Raw genomic sequence first — 16,392 nt, forward strand, 5'->3', positions numbered from 1 at the left:
CGCGGGTCGTCCCGCGCAACTTTCAGATAGAGACATTTTTTGCGGGCCGCAAGTCTCACTTAATTCAGAACCTACGAAAACTTGAATGGGCAGCTCTGGATCGAGACCGTTTTTGCGCTATTTTTAAAGTAACGCAACTCACTCTGGAGACTGATTGATGGCCATCTCACGGCGAAATTTCATTGTTGCTGCTTCTGCTGCGGGGGGCGGGGCAGCTCTGTCGCCATTCGATAGCTCTCAGGCTCAGGCACAAGGTCAGGCTTCGGTGTCAAAGGTCGAGAATCCAGGTTTTCATCGCTTTCAGTTTGGCGATTTTGAAATCACGACGCTTTCCGATGGGCGCAGAGCCGGCGAAGCGCCTGAAAAAACCTATGCAATCAATCAAGACCCGAAGGACGTTGCGGCACTTCTGGAGGAAAATCTCCTGCCGACTGATCGCTTTGTGAATAGTTTTACACCAGTTCTGATCAATACGGGCAAAGAGTTGGTGCTGTTTGATACCGGAATGGGCGCAGGGGCGCGCGAAGCCGGGCAGGGCAAATTAATCAGCGCTCTTGAGGCTTCGGGCTATAAGGCGGACGACGTATCACTCGTTGTGCTCAGCCATTTTCACCCCGATCATATTGGCGGCTTGATGGAAGATGGTAAGCCGGCTTTCGCGAATGCGCGTTACGCTGCCGGTCAGAAGGAATTTGACTTCTGGACAGATCCGGAGCGTCTTGAGACACCGGCTAAAACCGTTGCGCAAATGGTGGAAAAGAACGTGAAGCCATTCGCCGAAAAAACGACTTTCGTCGATGATGGCAAGGAGGTCGTCTCGGGCATTCACGCGGTGGGTGCTTATGGCCATACGCCAGGTCATCTGGCGTTCCGAGTGGAATCGGGCGGAAAGTCGCTGATGCTGATTTCCGATACGGCCAATCACTCTGTCATCACCTTACAGCGCCCCGACTGGCATGTTTCTTTTGATATCGACAAGGAAATGGCGGTTGAAACCAGAAAGCGTATCTTCGATATGCTTGCGACGGAACGTCTGCCGTTCATTGGCTACCATATGCCTTTCCCATCCCTTGCTTATCTTCAACGCGCAGGTGAGGGCTATCGTTACGTCCCGGAAACTTACCAGATCCGCGCAAGTTAAGTCCGCTTATCTACGGTGCAGGGCTGTTCATTTCTGCAATTGCAGAAATTAGACCTTGCGCCGTAACAGGTTATATTCTACGGCTTTTTCATGGTCCGGAGCGTAGCGCAGCCCGGTAGCGCACTTGACTGGGGGAAAAAGCTCCAGTGACCTATTCCCCCTTAGTTTTCAATGCCTTGATATCTTCTGCTGTGTAGTCCGTGGCTTTTTCCGTGGCGCTCATTGCATCCATGGCTGAACGCACATCTTCCATCAACGCATGAGCGTATTTCGTGGTGGTTTTGATGTCAGTGTGACCGAGTAGCTTCTGTGCAACTCTCAGGTTACTGGCGCGCAAAATACGGGTCGCTGCGGTGTGCCTGGTATCATGAAAGCGGAAGTTCTCAACGCCTGCATCTGACACAGCTCGGCGCATTGCGCTTTTCAAGCCGCTCTCTGTCAGAGGATATCTTTCCCCGCGAACATATTCCGGCTTTTTCAGTGTTCGTTTAGCTACGAACGTAAAAACCTTGTCCTTATGATGATTTTTCTCATCCCATAGCAGGTCGAATATTGCCTGAGACATCGGGATGGTGCGCACTTTCTGGCCCTTACCAGTGACAGTGAATGTCCGGCCAAAGAAGTCCACGCTTGACCATTTCAAGCCAAGGATCTCCATCCGCCTGCAGCCAGATAGAAAAGCAAATCGCACGGCTACATCGTAACCGCGCTCAAGCTCTCCCATAATCTGATTTTCTTCACCGATAGACGCCTCGCGTACCCGCTCGCCTTTTTCTGCCAGTAGGTGTTGTGACCAGTCGATCTCGTTGACCTTAACTTTCCAAACCTTCCCAGCCCTTAGCATTATCTCACGCAATGGCTGTGTCATCGTTCTGTTGACAGTCGCGGGTGAAACCTTCTGTGGCGGCTTTCGCTTCGGAATAAGTTCATTGCGCCGCTTTGCGACGAGTTCAGCTACCAGGCGGTCTGTAATCTTTATGATCTTGGTTTTGCGCCCAATGGCGGCTTGAAGCCAGTCAAGCACCCAGAGTGTTGTGTCAGAGTTCTTGTGGTGTTGTCCGACCTCGTGCCAGTATTTCATTGAAGCAGTTTCAAACGTCAGATCCTCAGACTTGAAAGCGTCCTGCTCGGACGCCCTCAGTTCAGCCTCTTTGCGCTTTAACTTTTCGAATTGGCGCGCCTCTCGCTCCGTCTTTTTTCCAGTGTTGCCCGAAAATCTATGACCGCGTAGTCGGAACTCATACGAGTAGGTGCCGTCCTTACTGTCTTTTCGGATGTAAACTGGCATTCTGATGTCTTCCGTTGGTTCTTAAAAGCTTCGATATCGGCTGGGTCGTATCTGCGGATTTTTCTCATGCCGCGACCGATATTAATGAACGGCAGTTCACCATCATCTGTCAAATAGATCAGATGACGATGAGAAATGCTGAGTGCTTCGGCTGCCTGTTCAGGTGTCATTAGAGCCGTACTCATTGTCTTATTCCTCTCAATGCCTCCGATACCCGCCCTTGGTTGACGTTGAAAAGTTTGGCTATCTCCGTTTGCGCTGCACCCGGATTGGCCTTGTAGTACTCCCTGATTTCCTGCTTCAGCTCTGGTGTCATCACCCGGCTGACTGGCTGCGCTCTCCGTTTTGATGGACGGCGCTTTAGCTTATTCGCCAGAGCTTCAATCTCCCGGTTGCCGGTCGAGGTGGCGATTTCCAATAGACGATCTCTGATTTCTGGAATTCTCATATCGCTCTCCGACTGTTAGGAAAGATGTGATTTGTTTCTGTTTCGTTCCTGTTGTAATTGCCACCTGACAGGAGAGCGGAATGAGCTACATCAGCACGAACAGAACGATTGGTGAGTGCATCAAGTACGGATACAGGATCACGGCTTACTGTAACGGCTGTCATCACAACGTTGCGCTGGATTTGCCCGCTCTTGCTGAAAAGATTGGTGCAGATCACGGAGCAATGCACGATGATCTTGTTCCAAAGCTTCGTTGTGTTGAATGCAGAGGCAAGAATATCGGTCTTATCTTCACTCATCAGAGCGCCGAGGTTGAAGGAATGGCGAAGTTCCCGAAGTATTAGGACCATCACTTCCCCCTTTCTTGCAGTGCGGTGCGGCGTCTTTGGTGCTGGATAAGCGCGGTATGCCCACCTTTCACCCAGACCGACATTGACCATTCACAACCAGAGGCCAGACCGACACCATTGCACATGCCGATGTGCGTCTCTCGCCCATTGCATCCACAATGACATTTGCGGCGGGATTTGCGCGGCTCCATATATCGGGTCTGCGTTTCCGAATTTCCGTACTGGCCCCATGATTGGGTGCCTTCCGTCATCGCGACCTTCAATGCCTGTGGTGAGAGTTTTGACAGATCAGTCATCACTCACCGCCTTTCAGGGCTTGGCGACCGGACACGTCGATGGCGAATACCTCGACGGGGTTAGGGCCGAAATGTGGATGGGTAATTGTCTTGCGGACGAAGCCAAGCCACGGCAATTCAATGCGGCGCTCTGTATCCTCTCTCTTCGGATATCCCTTAGTCAGAACGATACCGTCAAACGAAAGCTTTGATCCCCACATATTGTGAAGCCGCTTCGTCCAATAGTCAGTGACCAGCCGATATTCCTCGACCTTCGTACCGGCCTTGATCGCGTCGAAGTATTCGCGCTTTAGTGAGAGGTGCAGCTTCATTCGCTCTGCTCCCCTAGTGGGCTGGCGTTGAGAACCTGCTGGTATTCAGCCCACGTTCTGCGGCCCCAATTTGCTGACACGACAAGCTGCATGGCTGGTGTTGGCTCACGCAGAGCGGCGAGGATGGTAGCCAATATCTCATTGGCCAGATCAGTTGACCTCGAAGGGATGACGCGAGCGCGATCCCGCCAGATGATCTGCTCGACTTGAGCGAAAAGTTCCTTACTCGCCATTCGATGCCTCCTTTGCGAGTAAGATGGCGGAACACTTCGGGCATGTCGCAGTCCCGTCATGGTGGAAAGTCCATCCTATTGAGCGCAATTGGTCCTTCGCTTCACCTCGCGTCTGAGCGCCAATAGGCTCGTGAGGAAACTCGTTAAAGTCGTGATCCGGGTTGTCGTATCGGCAATATGCGTGAAACGAATATGAGCCGGGGCAAATCTCAGGCGCGTCCAGCTTGGATAGTCTGTCAATGAGGGTCATGGCTTGGCCTTTGCATAAGGACTACTTGCACGGTCACGCTCTATTAAACGCAGTGCTTTCATGTCGAACTCGGACAACTTCATGGCTTTGATCTCGGCCTTTGTAACGCCAATCTCTCCCAATGCATCGTGCGCTATTGTAGGCTCGTCGTGCTGGTGGACGACATTGCAGCAGGCAAGTACATATCCCGCCTTGAAAGCCTTCTTTTCACGCTCCTCTGCCGCCGCGAGTTTGGTTTCGAGGGTCTCTTTCTCGGCTGATTGACGGGAACTGTCGCGTTCAAGGCGCTCGGAAACCCTTCGCCAACTATCGCGATCCTCTTCCAACCCCTTAACCCGCGCAGTCAGCGCCGCGTTGTCGGTTTCAAGCTTGCTTACTCGCTCAGCCTCAATAGCTGCCTTCTCCATCCATATGCGTGTATCTGCCCGTTCCGCCGCAATGATGGCCTCGGCCTGCAACTGGAGGCATAGTCTGCGTACATGCTCGTTGTCCTTAAGATAAGCTTCATATGCGGGCTTAGGACAGTCAATCCAACATCCATTCAAGAACACTTGATACAACGTTGTCTTCAACCCCTCGACCGGCGCGGCGGGGCGGGTGTTCATACGGTCAACGATTTCCTTGGCCTTATGGGTTTTCATGGTCGCAACCATTACGCCATGATCGTCATAAACCCACGCATAGTTCGCTTCGCCTTCTGGTCCGTACTGAATATCGTACTTCCAAGGCTTCAATTCATTCGCCATGGTTGCTGCCTCCTGTCGGGCGGGTGGCTAAGATGAATGTGGCCTGCTTTTCGGGGCCGCAATGTGCAACCTCTTTCTGGGCTTCCTCGAACGGTAAAACCCAAGCGTCATCTTTCCCCTCGTGTGTGTAGCCTTTACCATTGTTCCGCCAGACACCGTTTTCCGTCTGAATGTGAACCAAGCGACCGGCCCATGACTTTGAGCGTTTGCTGTCAGGCCAACGGCGCAAATACTTCTGTGTGATGATCTCTCTCATTCCGACGCTCCCGGTGAGGCTGGGAGGGAAAGCGGGTGCGGCATATACTGAACTGGATCGACAGGACTTTCGCTTTCAATATCCCACCAATATCCACCCTTGTGATCGGACCATGTAGCCCGATAGATGCGGCCGTCATCATCGCGAACCCAATAATCATCCGAGTTTCGAATGGTCATTTTCTCGCCGTCGCCAAGGTCGAAATCCTGATTGAATGTTATGGACTTATCAGCTTCCGAGATTGGACGCCAAAATCCTTCAAGGGCATGTACTGCTTCATCTGGGATGGTCATGGGCGTGCGCCTCCAACGATTTCACCAGTGCTACGGTCAATGACTTCGCCGGTGATGAGCTTCTTGAAGCGGGAGTTCTTGGAACCGGCCATTGAAGGCTCTTTCCTAATCCCGCGATGCTTTTTCCTGATGCTGTTGACCTTGGCTCGAACCGTTGCTTCTGCTTGCGTTTTACGCTTGTGAGCGTCTGCCAGAACTGCCTGCAGATTGCTTTCTCGGTTCTCGCCTCCAAGCCAGAGCGGGGTCGCATGGTCATATTCGACCTTATCCCCGGTCTGGAACTTTTGGCCGGTGAGGGCGCACTTGTCGCCCTGTCTGTCTCTTATCCGGTCTTTGACCTTGCCTGGAGGCATGGAATTATCGGTCTTGCCGATCCATTCGGGAACTGATCGCATCAGCCACCCAAGAACGACGACATATGGTCAGTCGCTTCCTCTTTGGTCACTTTGCCCTTGATGACGTTGTCGGCTTCCATGAACGCGACACGGACAAACTCAAGGTCGTTCGGCAGCTCGATCTTCCATGCATCTTTCGACGTTTCGAGAATGCCACGGCGCTCGGTCAATGAATTGGCTTCGTTGGTTGCGGCGCCTATGAACTTTTCCCAGCATTCTTTACGAAGCTCGATGTTCGGCTCACTCGGTTCATCGCCTGAATTATCGAGGGTGGAAGCCTGATCAACCATTGGCTCTCCACCCTCTACGCTGCCGGTGGAGGTGAGGTCGGCAGACGTGTCTTGTTCGCTGTTATCCGGGCCACTGGCTGGCGTTTCAGGTTCCGGCGTCACATTGTTTGTCTGTGTGGTTGCTGGCTCTGCTGAGAACGGGTTTTCAATCTTGGCGTGATCGGAAATAGCCTTGACTGTGCCGATGAACATTTCTTCAACAGTCGCTTCGCCATTCTTCAAAGCCGAATACATGCCGCGCAGTGTCGCAATATGATCGACGGTAATGTCTTCCTCACCCTGAACACCAAGAGCTGAGAAAACCTGATCTGGCTTAACGCCGAATGCTGCCAGTGCTTTGAAAGCCTTTTCACGGTTTTCCGATAGCGTGGTGATGTCACCGGTGATGGTTGCCTGCACCATGTCGTAGGCTTTGCGCCACAGAGGTTTAGGAACGCCTGCAAGGATCGCGTTCCGCATGGCGATAGAGCAAGCCGCGTTGCCGGTGACGATGATCATGTCATCCTTGAACACACGGCCATTCTTATCCGTGATGCGGCGGCGGACACGCGCAGTTGATGCGGAGTTGGTTTCCAGATCGTGGAACACGCCTTCTGCTTCGATATAGCCTTCCGTCTTATCAACATGAACAACACGAGCGGCAGCGCGGCAATTACCGTATGACTGTTTCAGGATTTCAGCAAATCGGATGGATGGGCCACGGATAGGCTTGCCGCCACGAGGAAGGGCATAGATGCATTCTTCGGCGCTTTCCTCATCCAGTGTTGCCATACCCAGAATGTTTGACTGTACGCGCTTCAATGAGCGCGGGAATGCATGGGCTGTTGATACGAGCTGGTCAATTTCCGCTTTCTGCAACTGCACGGCCATACTGGTTGAAGCTAGAGCCGTAGTTTCTTCAAAAACTTCGCCGTCCTGGGTGATAATTTCTTGGTTCATTTCAGGCTCCGATAAGCTTCTGCTGGTACCAAACCGGGAATGCGGTTTCGTCAGCCTCTTCAAGTGGTGTGGATGGCACCCATGCCGTGTCTGTTCCGAACTCGCCCATGAATAGGCGATAGTTCGCAATGGCTTGGGCTATGCGTTCTGATGCTCGATCAAACAGCGGGTTTCCCGGCGACAGCATGATACCGTGCGATATGGGCGCGCCCTTTTTCTGCCAGAACACGAATACGAATGCGAAAACCGAGTTGCTCACTACCTTGGACAGCCAGTCTTCTTGACCGCTTGGCAGCCCGAAAACCTTGTCAGACGCGAACAGGCCTTTCATCTGACGGCGACCGTCCGTGTAATGGCCGGCTGATACGATGTAGTCATAGCTCGCCATTGCATCGCGACAGGCCTGCTTGAACTCTTTGTCACTCCGGTTCTCAATGGACTTGAGATCGACAATCGAATTGATCTGCAGATAATCGAACCGCGCCTTGAAGCGGATGCCATTCACGGTCCAGAAGACAGACACTTCTGGATGACCACCTTCGAAAGCCCGTGCCAGCGTCTTGTTCGCCTTGATGAAAGCCGATGCTGCAAGTATCTTCGAATAGTCCCTAAACTTGATTGGCTCGCGTCCAGAGGCCTTGATGCCTGCTATTTCATCCTTACCGGCCTTGATGTTGCCTGGGTTCATGTAAGGCGTGTGAAGTGCCTTAAACCTGTCAGCGCCTTCCAGAACGCAAGTATGCAACTGTCTGCCGAATATCTTGGCTGGCGTGTCGTCGTTCTCGTCTTCCTTCACAGGATTGAATGAACTGCCCCACCAGAAGTCGGGCGCGTTACCGATAAGCTTTTTCAGGCCAGTTGAGCCGAGGGCTGGGTCAGCGTGGTAAACCGCATCTGACATGCCAAAATAAATTCCGTCTTCGTGATGTGTGAAGCCTGCCTTGTCTGCAGCTTCATTCACAATTCCTGTAGCCAGATCGCCTATATGCTGGAAGGTGTCAGTCATGCTGCCACCTGCGCTTCCACAGGTTCTAATCTGCGGCAGTAATTAATGTCCCATGTGTTATACGAGCCGGAAGTGAGCTCAACCCAAGCCAAGCCATCATGAACCGCGTGTACTGTTCCTTTGTTATAAGTTGAGGTTTCTGTGTTGCGAACAAAGTCACCAACTTCAATGGCCTGACGAACCACCTTGACCTGATCTATCTTTACGTAGATGTCAGAGTGATCATCAACAGGTCGAACGCGCATTTCTGTGTCGGTGAACTGGCTTTCGACAACGCACTCGATAGTAACGATGTCCCCTTTGCGGAACTGTCTCACTTCAACTCTCCCGGAAACTCTTGTGCCAGTGCCACTGTGACTGCGAGAACAAAGCTTGCGTCTATCTCGGTCTGTATCTGGCTGGCTGTTGCGATCTGTTCTGGTGTGAACCGTGGGCGCTTATCATCGCCATTGGCTGACTGGCGGCGCACATAGCCGCTTACTTGGAGGAGGGCGGTCATGCGGCCTCGCTCTCTTTCAACTGATCTATGACACGCCGCGCAGCTGCGATTGCGTTGTTGGTTAACTGCCGCTGCCATGCACCTTGGCTTGGTGCCCACTTAAACGCCGCGCCTTTGAGGATTGTCCGTTCTGCTTCGGTTGGCTTGTCTGGGAAAACGAACTGAACGCGGTCAATGTCAAAGTTTTCGATCACTTTGAAACCGTCAAATTCATTGACCTTTTGGCCAGTCTTCGCGCCTTCCGGCTTTGGTGGCGCAACATAGCCAACCATATTGACGGCTTTGATTGCCGCATTTTTAGCTTTCTCCAGCCATTCCAGATATGCACCGATCTTCTTGTGCTCAGCGTCCATAGCTTTACGGTTACGCTCAACAGGGAACCGAGCCGGGCCGGTGATCATTGGGGACGCGGTGCGGCTCTTTGCGGCCCACAGTGTATTCTCCCACTGGATGTAGCGAAGGCGGTATCGCTCAATCTGCGCAACAGCCTCGGCCATCTTCTCCGGCGTTGTTGCATAAGCCTCAAGCATCTCAGCAAAGGCCATCACGTCGCTGATATAACCTGCGATATCATCGTCGGCGCGCTTCTCAGGCGTAAAGCTTGTGAAGCGATATGCGTTAATGCCACTGTCACGGTTGAGGTCAGATGCTACGGGTACGTGAATAAGCTGCATATCGAGCCTCACACTTTCTCAGCCAGAACCCCGGCCCATACTGCAAACGTTGCGATGAAGGTTGAAACGGCAACAAAGCCAGCGATGTCTTCGATAAGGTCACGCATGGGAGCCTCACTCGAAAATCTGCTTGATAACATCACGGTAACGGTAGCTTCCTTCACCGATGTTCTTAGCGGCCTTCTTGACCATTTCCTGAGTGATCATGTCACCGATCTGGCTAGCTGCACTAATGGCTGCTTCGATGATCGGACCTTTTTCAGAAGCAAGAAACTTCTTCACTTCAGGCATAACTTCCTCGGCCATAAATTCGCCTACGACCTTGGAAATCTGATCCGACATTTCCCAACGGTGCTGCTGTAAAAGCCCGTCAATTAGACGCTGCTTAACCTGAGCGTTGATGTCTTCTCGGTTGGCTTCGAGGAATGCTTTTACGTCTTCTTCAGTCATTTCAAATCCCCAGAAACGGCGCGATGAACGCGATTGAAAGGTTGATTGTGATGAGTGTCAGGACTGGATCGGGGAGCGTCATGCCCATGCCTTGTGGCCGTCCCAGCCGCTTTCTATGGCGTTCAGGCCTTCCTCGTGATCTTCGCAAGCGTTGCAAAGGCCGGGGCCATTCACGGGAATGCCGCAATGTCGGCAGTTGCTTGGTGAATGGTAGACAGGCTTAACCTTTACCTTTTTGCCGACTTGTTCCTTGACGCTTGGAGCTTGCGGCCAGACTGTTACGCCAGCCAGCTTCCGCTCATTGAGAGCCTTCTCTGCCCATATGCTTTTCTTCGCGTGGTTTTCGTTCACATCACGAGGCCGCATCCCAACCTTGTAGGCTGCAGAGCAAGACTTATCGCAGCACTTGCCCCATCCTCGCTTGTGATCTGCGATCCGGACATTGAAGAGGGCGCCACAAGCCGCACAGTTCTTTTGGATCATCATCACGCAGCCGCCCCATGACGCTCTTCCTCAGCCCACTCACGGGCTTCTTCGAGCAATCCGTCACGATCATCGTTGGTCTTTTCACGCAGCATCTTGCGCTGGACACGGCTCATGCCTTGCTGGTTGCCCCAGCCGCGTGTTTCATCAATCACGCCGATGCGCAGATCGGTGAAAATCAAATCGATTTCTTTGAGGTAATCTTCGAACTGGAAGAAGCTTTCGGCTTGAGCCTGGTTGTCATAGCAGGCACCCGGCTGAACTCGGCCAGCAAGCGCTTCGAGCTGCGCAGCTGCATTTTTGATGAGCGCTTTGAAATTGGCCTGTGACATTTACTCACCCCATGTTGTGAACCAGATCAGCCCGTTGGCGTCTTCGTGGTCCGTTGGTTGATGAGTAAGATGTACAGTGAAACTATACACAATGCAAGAGGATTAACAGAAAAAAGTTTAGTTTAACTTGACAGAAAATATGGCTGGGGATTATCAATGGCGCATCGAAGCAGCGACGAGGGTGCAATTCCCTTGCTGATGAAGCTGCAAGCGCGGGGGTCGTAAGTCCTACGGTGCTGTCAGAAACAGAGGACGGATTAACCGAGAGGTATCCTGCCAGATCGACCGACCGACATGACGGTACAAGTCTGTGGCATACGATCCCCTTACCTTTGGGAAGGCTTTTGTCTTTCTGGGGGTAGGGGGGTCTTTGCTTTCTCCCTCCCTCTAATCAAATACAAATCTTAAGAAAAACAAGAAGATAGAGATAAGGTAGAAGATAGAGGTGCTAGATGCCAATCAATCCAGAGAAGATGAAGAACTATCCAGGCGGCGGGACACATTCGAAGGAATGGAAAGATTTCCGCGCAAGTCTGCTTGAACGTGCTGGGCATCGATGCGAAGGCACTCCGATGTTTCCTAAGTGCGAAGCTGTGAACGGCCAGCCACATCCATTGACCGGTAGCAAGGTTGTTTTGACAATCGCGCACATGGATCATGATGAAACTCACGCAGATCCAGAGCGGTGCAGAGCTCTTTGCCAGAAGTGTCATTTGTCCTGGGATGCAAAGCACCACGCCAAGAATGCCGCCCTAACACGGCGCCGGAAAGCACCACAGATCGATATCGAAGATTTTATGATCGGCAGATAGCCAAACAAAAACCCCGCCGAAGCGGGGCTATGGTTTCTCATCCAGTGCCATCTGGCAACATTCAGTATTATTTGCTATGTTTTGGTATGCAAAAAATGAACTCTGATGCAATAGTAGAACTTGTGACACCAGCTATGATCGAAGCTGGTGAACAGGCCTTTGATTATCCATCAGACTACCTCAGCCCGACAATTCTCAAAGAGAACCTTCCGGCTGTGTTTGCTGCCATGGTTTTGGCTTGCCTGGAAAGTAAGCATCTCGAAGTCGGTGCACCACTGCAAAGCATGAAATAATTTTTGCAGCCAGAACTTTGAGCTCATCATTCGAGAAATCTCGAGCATCTAAGTACGTTGGTTTGTTGGTCTTTCTGTCTACCGAAGGTTTGAACCTTATAGATTGTTTCTGTTCTGGCTCATTAATCCATAGGTCGTGAGCTAGTCTATTCCTTTCTTCCCTGAGATTTCCGTGGATGTACTTCTTGAGTTCGTGGAGATGTTTCGTCCAGCGTGGATCAGGTGATGTCAAGGAAGTGATAGATGAAATGGCATCAATTTTTTGATAGATACTCAACTGTCCTACGGTCGCTAGAAAGTGATCCAGACGAATATTCATCAGCTCCATCAAGAATGTTTGAAGTGCGTTCTCAAGCTGGCTCCAAGATATAATTACTCTACCTAACGACATTGAAAGTTCTTTGCCGCCGAAGTCGTCAAATTGATTGATGAAGTTGTCTACCGTCTCAGGAGTTATGTTCTCCCAAGGTTGATAATCATTCGCCATTCCCCATCCCCTTATGCGTCTGTGGTTCAAAATTGTGTTCAGTCCAATAGCGTACACACAAGATGTAGCTGCCGAAAAAATAACTTCTCGTTAACCATTAATTCGACTCGACTCTTCCGACGTAACCTGCTTTGAAATGAGAACAGAAGTAGAACAAATGGAGAGGAATATGTTGAAGAGTGCTCCCATTAATCACCCGGACGCCAACCGCTTAATCGTGGAATTGTCGAGTGTTTACGTGGCTTGTGATGATTGCGGCCATTCAAGAGTTCTCTATCGTTCCAATCTAAAGATCGCTGCTGGTCTTGGTGTTCACAACTACGCGCAACTCTGCCGTAAGATCAGATGCAGCATTTGCCCTCGTCAGCCTCTTTCTTCTCGCAATCTCTCCATTCGCCCAACTTGGATTTGTGAAGAAGTTCAATCAGGTGTTGGCTTTGAATACGATCTTGTGAACTGAAAAAACCGTATCTGCATCAAACTCAAGATCGTGTTCTTCGCCTTCATCCGGGTTGTACTGGTAGAGGCGGAGAACCTTGCTTGACTGAGATGTAAAGCGTTTGATGTAGCTATCAGCTGGCAAGCCTTCTTCATCTCCGACGAATTGAGCAATTACATCATCGCCGGATCTGACGGGCAGGTGAGGATTGACCCATACGGTCTCGCCAGCGAAATAGCGCGGTTCCATTGATGTTCCGAAGACCATCACGGCATAAGCCCCTTCGACACCTTCAAGCATCGGAGGGCAGAATACACGCCCAACCTCTGTTCCGTTCAAAACGAAGCGACCGTTAGGACCGCCTGCCGACTGGCCTAGGAGCGGGATAGACTGCCCCTGTGGGAACTCCTGGTATTTTGGCGGGAAGCTGGCGTTAGGCTTTGGTTTTGGTGCGCCTTCCGCTGCCTCAATCCCGCTCTCGATCCAAGCAATATCCCTTTGTGTTGCTTCAGCTATTGCAACCAGAACGTTGTGGCGAGGGCGCGTTTTCCCACTTTCCCATTGAGCTACTGCCCCACGGGTTTTCCCGGTCGCGTCAGCTAGTTCTTGCTGTGTCAGGCCAGCAGCTTCGCGAGCGACTAAAATTCGATCTTTTAATTCCATGTACGCAACATAACTTTGCATCTTTAAAAAATCGCCGTTAGTCTCGCTTGACATAAGTTTAGTTAAACTGTACATGTTGGATACCGATAACAAATGAGCGGCGAAAACAGATGCAGAAGACGGGAATGGAAGCAGTCAGGGAGGTTATCTCCTTTGCTGATCTGGCTCGGAAGATTGGGGTTACTCGCGGCGCAATCTCGCAATGGGATCGTGTCCCGGCGGAGCGTATCGCGGAAGTAGCGAACATAACTGGCCTTCCAATGAGTTCCATCCGTCCTGACCTGTTCAAGCAAGCAGGAGATGCAGCGTGAAAAGTCTTTCGAGTAAAGTCTATTTCATTAAGCCAGTGGGCATGGATGGTCCGATTAAGATCGGTAGCTCAACATGCCCAGAAAAGAGACTGGAAAGTCTTGCTGTGTGGTCTCCGTTCCCGTTGGAAATCATCATTTCTGTTGATGGTGATCTGTCAGATGAGCAGTTCATTCATTCGTGCTTCGCAGACGTTCACAGCCATAAAGAGTGGTTCAAGTCCTCAAAGCTTCTTCTTGACACGATAGATCGCATTGCAAAGTCCAGATCGCTAGATTGGGTCAGAGATGAACTTAAGCCGATCGGTCGAATTCGGAACATCGGCAAAGGCTCGCGACCTTGTCCAGAATATCGTGTTGGACTTCGCTCCTACAGTGCCCGGATACGTGCTGCTGAAAACAGGCTTCGCAATGCCGGCATTAGACAAGACCACAATTCCGAGGCGTCCGAAATAATGCACCGTTGGTACGGTAACTCGTATCGCCGCATTGCTGGTGTCCGTCCATCGCCGTCAGAGTTTGTGAAGTTGGAAGAATACATTTCCAGCCTCAATGCGAAGCATTCGGAAATCAATCACAAACAAGATTTTCCAAACGCCGCCTAATTCCCATTGCCTGCCGGGGATACCTCCCCACCGCCTGTTACTCGGTAGGCGATAAGCCCGGAGTTCTGGTTCCCCTGTCGGGGCTCCGGGCAACCCATTCACCCAAAAGGACAAAGCCATGAATATCATCGGAAAGGATCGAGAGGGTCACGTGCCGCCAAGCTGCTTCCCTTCGGCTTTCGTGGTGAGACTTCAGGCCAAGTCCATAAGACGAGTTGGACGCCCGTATCAGTTTTCCAGGCTTTGCGAGCTGTCCGTTTCATCTTCATCACATCAGTTCCTTTGTAACCGGTAGCGGCTTCATCGCCGCTCCACCGAACAATCTCAACGTATCGAAGGGATTGTCGGAAATGTCCGAAAAGTTGTCGGAGAAATCAGAAATGTCTGAGTTGGCCTTTGCTTCTGAAATTTTGAAAAGCCATGTCGCGCCGCCTTCATTGGCGAGCAGCGTTGGCGCTCGAATTCTTGCTGCCTCTCGGAAACTCAAGTGGTCGTTCAACCGCACTCGTGACGTTTGGTACGCGGATCAGCGTGTTTCAATCAAGCCGAAGGAGCTGCGCAAACTAGAGGAGGTGTCCGGTGTCGAATTCGGACAGCAAGAACTCGGTGAAGTCGACAGGCTCATCAGCAATGCGACGAAGCTCTTGGGTCACAAGGACCCGCATATCAGTGGCTCGGTCATTGCTGCGCTCCGCTCGTTGCTTGGCGCTGCTGATCGCCCCAGAGCTTAAGGAGGAAGGCCGATGACGGTTTACTTCATTACGCGAAAAGACCGTCAGGATATGGTCAAGATCGGTTACTCCGACAATCTGACCGTGCGTCTGTGGGCCTTGGCAGCAAGTTTTCCAGAAGGCATTGAACTGCTTGCTACTGCTGAAGGTGGACGGGAAGTCGAGAAGGTCTTCCATAAGCTTTTCGACATTTGCCGTGTTGAAGGTGAATGGTTCAAGCGAACAAGAGAATTAGACAAGGCTATAGCGGGCCTCGGTATTTCCCCAGAATTCCCTCAGAAAGACTTCGTTCCGAAGACCATAACTGAAGGGAACGGGACCGAGAATGATCAGGAAATCGCCCGCAATCTGCTGATCACGATCATGCAGTCCACGCCGTCAATCTCGGTCGGAAAGTCTCTGTATGACGCATACGAGTATTTGAGCGCCGTCAACCCACAATGGTCGCAGCGCCGCGTTCGGGCGATCTTCCATCGCGAAGCCAACTCCATCCAGCATTTCGAAGTCAGGAACCTGAAAGAGGTTCTTGGAAACATCCAACTAGCCGCCATGAAGGCCGCTTGAGCATCGGGAGAACGGAAATGAACGCAGGACATAATTCGCAGCTTTCCGAAACTGACAAGAAGGCATTGTTCTTTCACCATCTGCGTATCCGGATGGGCCATGACGCCAAGGTGAGGGAAGCCAATGCTGAAAAGAAGGCCGCAGGTAAGCTTGCACAGGCTGATAACGTCGTTCTGGGCGATCTGGACTATGCAATCAAGGCAATTGGCGCAGATGACAAGGGAACCGTAACAGACCGCTTTCTGGCGCATGGCGAGGTTCTGTCATGGTTGAACGTCATTCCCGGTTTCCAGTCCGATCTACTGCGCGACCGCGCTCCGGCAATTGAGCGCATCGAAGGCGAGGGCGAGCTTGCTGGTCTGGCCGGTAAGGATGCCGACAGCGAATATGACAAAGGCTCCGACGAAGATACCGCTTGGCTCAGGGGCTGGGACAAGGGCCAGAAGTTCATGCGGGACAACCTGCAGGCCGCAATGGAAAAGAAGAACGCCGTCCAGCAGCCAGACCACGGCGAGCCTGACTTCCCAAGCGAGGAGGCAGCGTGATGGCCACATGGAATTTCGACGTATCAGAAGCCCCACTCGGAGGATACGTTTCCAATACCCGTACAGTTAAGGGCAAGGAAGTCACCAGTCGGGATTACCGATACGTCAAGATATTCGTAGCGACCAAGTGCGGGAAGGTGATGCCTTCCCATTGGCAACCAAAGAACGGTCAAGACGGTGGACGGTGGTACGGGCTGGCAACGGGCGAAGTACCGATTGCATGGATGCATTTCCCCAAACACCCGAACGGGCTGGAGGCTCATTA

27 protein-coding genes and 1 pseudogene are annotated in these 16,392 nt (G+C 51.8%); 6 read left to right on the forward strand and 22 right to left on the reverse strand.

The genetic code is table 11. The features are described 5' to 3' along the window. Positions 1 to 157: 157 nt before the first annotated feature. On the forward strand, positions 158 to 1,141 hold the full coding sequence (locus RT142_RS17940) for an MBL fold metallo-hydrolase (RefSeq protein WP_112804974.1): 984 nt from the start codon (positions 158 to 160) through the stop codon (positions 1,139 to 1,141). Between the two features lie 151 nt (positions 1,142 to 1,292). On the opposite strand, the gene RT142_RS17945 is transcribed toward RT142_RS17940, so the two are convergent. The 21 genes and pseudogenes from RT142_RS17945 to RT142_RS18040 all read right to left on the reverse strand — a co-directional run bounded on the left by RT142_RS17945 (position 1,293) and on the right by RT142_RS18040 (position 13,449). Next, positions 1,293 to 2,429: a site-specific integrase gene (locus RT142_RS17945; protein ID WP_313030375.1), complete on the reverse strand. Its 1,137-nt coding sequence runs from the start codon at positions 2,427 to 2,429 to the stop codon at positions 1,293 to 1,295. Between the two features lie 23 nt (positions 2,430 to 2,452). Next, positions 2,453 to 2,614 (reverse strand): annotated as a pseudogene (locus RT142_RS24430) (helix-turn-helix domain-containing protein); the annotation flags it as partial. Then, entirely contained in the window at positions 2,611 to 2,877 is a 267-nt protein-coding gene (locus tag RT142_RS17950; RefSeq protein WP_313030377.1) for a hypothetical protein, read from the reverse strand. The gene RT142_RS17950 and the pseudogene RT142_RS24430, both read right to left, overlap by 4 nt. Then, complete coding sequence (locus tag RT142_RS17955) at positions 2,874 to 3,227, reverse strand: hypothetical protein (protein WP_313030379.1); 354 nt, start codon at positions 3,225 to 3,227, stop codon at positions 2,874 to 2,876. The genes RT142_RS17950 and RT142_RS17955 overlap by 4 nt, the downstream gene beginning before the upstream one ends. Next, the gene (locus RT142_RS17960) at positions 3,227 to 3,523 is read right to left on the reverse strand and encodes a hypothetical protein (RefSeq protein WP_313030382.1); all 297 of its coding nucleotides are present in this window, start codon (positions 3,521 to 3,523) and stop codon (positions 3,227 to 3,229) included. The genes RT142_RS17955 and RT142_RS17960 overlap by 1 nt, the downstream gene beginning before the upstream one ends. Next, a complete protein-coding gene (locus RT142_RS17965; protein WP_313030384.1) occupies positions 3,523 to 3,834 on the reverse strand; it encodes an ASCH domain-containing protein in 312 nt (103 codons plus the stop codon). The genes RT142_RS17960 and RT142_RS17965 overlap by 1 nt, the downstream gene beginning before the upstream one ends. Continuing rightward, a complete protein-coding gene (locus RT142_RS17970) occupies positions 3,831 to 4,067 on the reverse strand; it encodes a hypothetical protein (RefSeq protein WP_313030387.1) in 237 nt (78 codons plus the stop codon). Before RT142_RS17970 ends, RT142_RS17965 begins: the two co-directional genes overlap by 4 nt. A 246-nt stretch (positions 4,068 to 4,313) precedes the next feature. Continuing rightward, a complete protein-coding gene (locus RT142_RS17975) occupies positions 4,314 to 5,063 on the reverse strand; it encodes a hypothetical protein (RefSeq protein WP_313030389.1) in 750 nt (249 codons plus the stop codon). Continuing rightward, complete coding sequence (locus RT142_RS17980) at positions 5,053 to 5,319, reverse strand: hypothetical protein (RefSeq protein WP_313030391.1); 267 nt, start codon at positions 5,317 to 5,319, stop codon at positions 5,053 to 5,055. The genes RT142_RS17975 and RT142_RS17980 overlap by 11 nt, the downstream gene beginning before the upstream one ends. Beyond that, complete coding sequence (locus tag RT142_RS17985; protein ID WP_313030393.1) at positions 5,316 to 5,612, reverse strand: hypothetical protein; 297 nt, start codon at positions 5,610 to 5,612, stop codon at positions 5,316 to 5,318. The genes RT142_RS17980 and RT142_RS17985 overlap by 4 nt, the downstream gene beginning before the upstream one ends. Beyond that, positions 5,609 to 6,007, reverse strand: a complete 399-nt coding sequence (locus tag RT142_RS17990) for an HNH endonuclease (protein ID WP_313030396.1) — start codon at positions 6,005 to 6,007, stop codon at positions 5,609 to 5,611. The genes RT142_RS17985 and RT142_RS17990 overlap by 4 nt, the downstream gene beginning before the upstream one ends. Further along, a complete protein-coding gene (locus RT142_RS17995) occupies positions 6,007 to 7,236 on the reverse strand; it encodes a hypothetical protein (RefSeq protein WP_313030398.1) in 1,230 nt (409 codons plus the stop codon). Before RT142_RS17995 ends, RT142_RS17990 begins: the two co-directional genes overlap by 1 nt. 1 nt (position 7,237) lies before the next feature. Further along, positions 7,238 to 8,242 carry a PD-(D/E)XK nuclease-like domain-containing protein gene (locus RT142_RS18000; RefSeq protein WP_313030401.1) on the reverse strand — a complete coding sequence of 335 codons (1,005 nt, stop codon included), beginning with the start codon at positions 8,240 to 8,242 and terminating at the stop codon, positions 7,238 to 7,240. Further along, on the reverse strand, positions 8,239 to 8,559 hold the full coding sequence (locus RT142_RS18005; RefSeq protein WP_313030404.1) for a hypothetical protein: 321 nt from the start codon (positions 8,557 to 8,559) through the stop codon (positions 8,239 to 8,241). The genes RT142_RS18000 and RT142_RS18005 overlap by 4 nt, the downstream gene beginning before the upstream one ends. Further along, positions 8,556 to 8,741 carry a hypothetical protein gene (locus RT142_RS18010; protein ID WP_313030406.1) on the reverse strand — a complete coding sequence of 62 codons (186 nt, stop codon included), beginning with the start codon at positions 8,739 to 8,741 and terminating at the stop codon, positions 8,556 to 8,558. The genes RT142_RS18005 and RT142_RS18010 overlap by 4 nt, the downstream gene beginning before the upstream one ends. Next, on the reverse strand, positions 8,738 to 9,415 hold the full coding sequence (locus RT142_RS18015) for a hypothetical protein (protein WP_313030409.1): 678 nt from the start codon (positions 9,413 to 9,415) through the stop codon (positions 8,738 to 8,740). Before RT142_RS18015 ends, RT142_RS18010 begins: the two co-directional genes overlap by 4 nt. 114 nt (positions 9,416 to 9,529) lie before the next feature. Continuing rightward, positions 9,530 to 9,865 carry a hypothetical protein gene (locus RT142_RS18020; protein WP_313030412.1) on the reverse strand — a complete coding sequence of 112 codons (336 nt, stop codon included), beginning with the start codon at positions 9,863 to 9,865 and terminating at the stop codon, positions 9,530 to 9,532. 78 nt (positions 9,866 to 9,943) lie between these two features. Further along, entirely contained in the window at positions 9,944 to 10,351 is a 408-nt protein-coding gene (locus RT142_RS18025) for a hypothetical protein (protein ID WP_313030414.1), read from the reverse strand. Continuing rightward, complete coding sequence (locus RT142_RS18030; RefSeq protein WP_313030417.1) at positions 10,351 to 10,680, reverse strand: hypothetical protein; 330 nt, start codon at positions 10,678 to 10,680, stop codon at positions 10,351 to 10,353. The genes RT142_RS18025 and RT142_RS18030 overlap by 1 nt, the downstream gene beginning before the upstream one ends. A 1,007-nt stretch (positions 10,681 to 11,687) precedes the next feature. Continuing rightward, on the reverse strand, positions 11,688 to 12,272 hold the full coding sequence (locus tag RT142_RS18035) for a hypothetical protein (protein ID WP_313030419.1): 585 nt from the start codon (positions 12,270 to 12,272) through the stop codon (positions 11,688 to 11,690). A 424-nt stretch (positions 12,273 to 12,696) separates the two neighbouring features. After that, positions 12,697 to 13,449, reverse strand: coding sequence for a helix-turn-helix transcriptional regulator (locus RT142_RS18040; protein ID WP_313030422.1), 753 nt, complete (start codon positions 13,447 to 13,449; stop codon positions 12,697 to 12,699). Positions 13,450 to 13,484: 35 nt separating this feature from the next. Here RT142_RS18040 and RT142_RS18045 point away from each other — a divergent pair, with 35 nt between their 5' ends. From RT142_RS18045 to RT142_RS18065, 5 genes are all read left to right on the forward strand, one after another. Further along, a complete protein-coding gene (locus tag RT142_RS18045; protein WP_313030424.1) occupies positions 13,485 to 13,685 on the forward strand; it encodes a YdaS family helix-turn-helix protein in 201 nt (66 codons plus the stop codon). Next, positions 13,682 to 14,287, forward strand: coding sequence for a GIY-YIG nuclease family protein (locus RT142_RS18050; protein ID WP_313030426.1), 606 nt, complete (start codon positions 13,682 to 13,684; stop codon positions 14,285 to 14,287). Before RT142_RS18045 ends, RT142_RS18050 begins: the two co-directional genes overlap by 4 nt. Positions 14,288 to 14,667: 380 nt before the next feature. After that, entirely contained in the window at positions 14,668 to 15,018 is a 351-nt protein-coding gene (locus RT142_RS18055; RefSeq protein WP_313030428.1) for a hypothetical protein, read from the forward strand. A 12-nt stretch (positions 15,019 to 15,030) separates the two neighbouring features. After that, on the forward strand, positions 15,031 to 15,582 hold the full coding sequence (locus tag RT142_RS18060; RefSeq protein ID WP_313030430.1) for a GIY-YIG nuclease family protein: 552 nt from the start codon (positions 15,031 to 15,033) through the stop codon (positions 15,580 to 15,582). 17 nt (positions 15,583 to 15,599) lie between these two features. Next, complete coding sequence (locus RT142_RS18065; RefSeq protein ID WP_313030432.1) at positions 15,600 to 16,127, forward strand: hypothetical protein; 528 nt, start codon at positions 15,600 to 15,602, stop codon at positions 16,125 to 16,127. 23 nt (positions 16,128 to 16,150) lie between these two features. Here RT142_RS18065 and RT142_RS18070 read toward each other — a convergent pair whose 3' ends face one another. Beyond that, positions 16,151 to 16,390, reverse strand: coding sequence for a hypothetical protein (locus tag RT142_RS18070; RefSeq protein ID WP_313030433.1), 240 nt, complete (start codon positions 16,388 to 16,390; stop codon positions 16,151 to 16,153). Between the last annotated feature and the right edge of the window lie 2 nt (positions 16,391 to 16,392).

This window comes from Brucella sp. (assembly GCF_032066345.1).
GTDB lineage: Bacteria > Pseudomonadota > Alphaproteobacteria > Rhizobiales > Rhizobiaceae > Brucella > Brucella pseudogrignonensis.

What these genes read in the sequence shown, in the direction of transcription:
- RT142_RS17970 (WP_313030387.1), bottom strand. Translation starts at nt 4,067, where the DNA reads ATGGCGAGTAAGGAACTTTTCGCTCAAGTCGAGCAGATCATCTGGCGG.
- RT142_RS18015 (WP_313030409.1), bottom strand. Translation starts at nt 9,415, where the DNA reads ATGCAGCTTATTCACGTACCCGTAGCATCTGACCTCAACCGTGACAGT.
- RT142_RS18045 (WP_313030424.1), top strand. Translation starts at nt 13,485, where the DNA reads ATGCAGAAGACGGGAATGGAAGCAGTCAGGGAGGTTATCTCCTTTGCT.
- RT142_RS17965 (WP_313030384.1), bottom strand. Translation starts at nt 3,834, where the DNA reads ATGAAGCTGCACCTCTCACTAAAGCGCGAATACTTCGACGCGATCAAG.
- RT142_RS18040 (WP_313030422.1), bottom strand. Translation starts at nt 13,449, where the DNA reads ATGTACAGTTTAACTAAACTTATGTCAAGCGAGACTAACGGCGATTTT.
- RT142_RS17995 (WP_313030398.1), bottom strand. Translation starts at nt 7,236, where the DNA reads ATGAACCAAGAAATTATCACCCAGGACGGCGAAGTTTTTGAAGAAACT.
- RT142_RS17985 (WP_313030393.1), bottom strand. Translation starts at nt 5,612, where the DNA reads ATGACCATCCCAGATGAAGCAGTACATGCCCTTGAAGGATTTTGGCGT.
- RT142_RS18060 (WP_313030430.1), top strand. Translation starts at nt 15,031, where the DNA reads ATGACGGTTTACTTCATTACGCGAAAAGACCGTCAGGATATGGTCAAG.
- RT142_RS18010 (WP_313030406.1), bottom strand. Translation starts at nt 8,741, where the DNA reads ATGACCGCCCTCCTCCAAGTAAGCGGCTATGTGCGCCGCCAGTCAGCC.
- RT142_RS17960 (WP_313030382.1), bottom strand. Translation starts at nt 3,523, where the DNA reads ATGACTGATCTGTCAAAACTCTCACCACAGGCATTGAAGGTCGCGATG.
- RT142_RS18020 (WP_313030412.1), bottom strand. Translation starts at nt 9,865, where the DNA reads ATGACTGAAGAAGACGTAAAAGCATTCCTCGAAGCCAACCGAGAAGAC.
- RT142_RS18055 (WP_313030428.1), top strand. Translation starts at nt 14,668, where the DNA reads ATGTCTGAGTTGGCCTTTGCTTCTGAAATTTTGAAAAGCCATGTCGCG.
- RT142_RS17990 (WP_313030396.1), bottom strand. Translation starts at nt 6,007, where the DNA reads ATGCGATCAGTTCCCGAATGGATCGGCAAGACCGATAATTCCATGCCT.
- RT142_RS18070 (WP_313030433.1), bottom strand. Translation starts at nt 16,390, where the DNA reads ATGAGCCTCCAGCCCGTTCGGGTGTTTGGGGAAATGCATCCATGCAAT.
- RT142_RS18025 (WP_313030414.1), bottom strand. Translation starts at nt 10,351, where the DNA reads ATGATGATCCAAAAGAACTGTGCGGCTTGTGGCGCCCTCTTCAATGTC.
- RT142_RS17950 (WP_313030377.1), bottom strand. Translation starts at nt 2,877, where the DNA reads ATGAGAATTCCAGAAATCAGAGATCGTCTATTGGAAATCGCCACCTCG.
- RT142_RS17955 (WP_313030379.1), bottom strand. Translation starts at nt 3,227, where the DNA reads ATGGTCCTAATACTTCGGGAACTTCGCCATTCCTTCAACCTCGGCGCT.
- RT142_RS17940 (WP_112804974.1), top strand. Translation starts at nt 158, where the DNA reads ATGGCCATCTCACGGCGAAATTTCATTGTTGCTGCTTCTGCTGCGGGG.
- RT142_RS17975 (WP_313030389.1), bottom strand. Translation starts at nt 5,063, where the DNA reads ATGGCGAATGAATTGAAGCCTTGGAAGTACGATATTCAGTACGGACCA.
- RT142_RS17980 (WP_313030391.1), bottom strand. Translation starts at nt 5,319, where the DNA reads ATGAGAGAGATCATCACACAGAAGTATTTGCGCCGTTGGCCTGACAGC.
- RT142_RS18030 (WP_313030417.1), bottom strand. Translation starts at nt 10,680, where the DNA reads ATGTCACAGGCCAATTTCAAAGCGCTCATCAAAAATGCAGCTGCGCAG.
- RT142_RS18035 (WP_313030419.1), bottom strand. Translation starts at nt 12,272, where the DNA reads ATGGCGAATGATTATCAACCTTGGGAGAACATAACTCCTGAGACGGTA.
- RT142_RS18065 (WP_313030432.1), top strand. Translation starts at nt 15,600, where the DNA reads ATGAACGCAGGACATAATTCGCAGCTTTCCGAAACTGACAAGAAGGCA.
- RT142_RS18000 (WP_313030401.1), bottom strand. Translation starts at nt 8,242, where the DNA reads ATGACTGACACCTTCCAGCATATAGGCGATCTGGCTACAGGAATTGTG.
- RT142_RS17945 (WP_313030375.1), bottom strand. Translation starts at nt 2,429, where the DNA reads ATGCCAGTTTACATCCGAAAAGACAGTAAGGACGGCACCTACTCGTAT.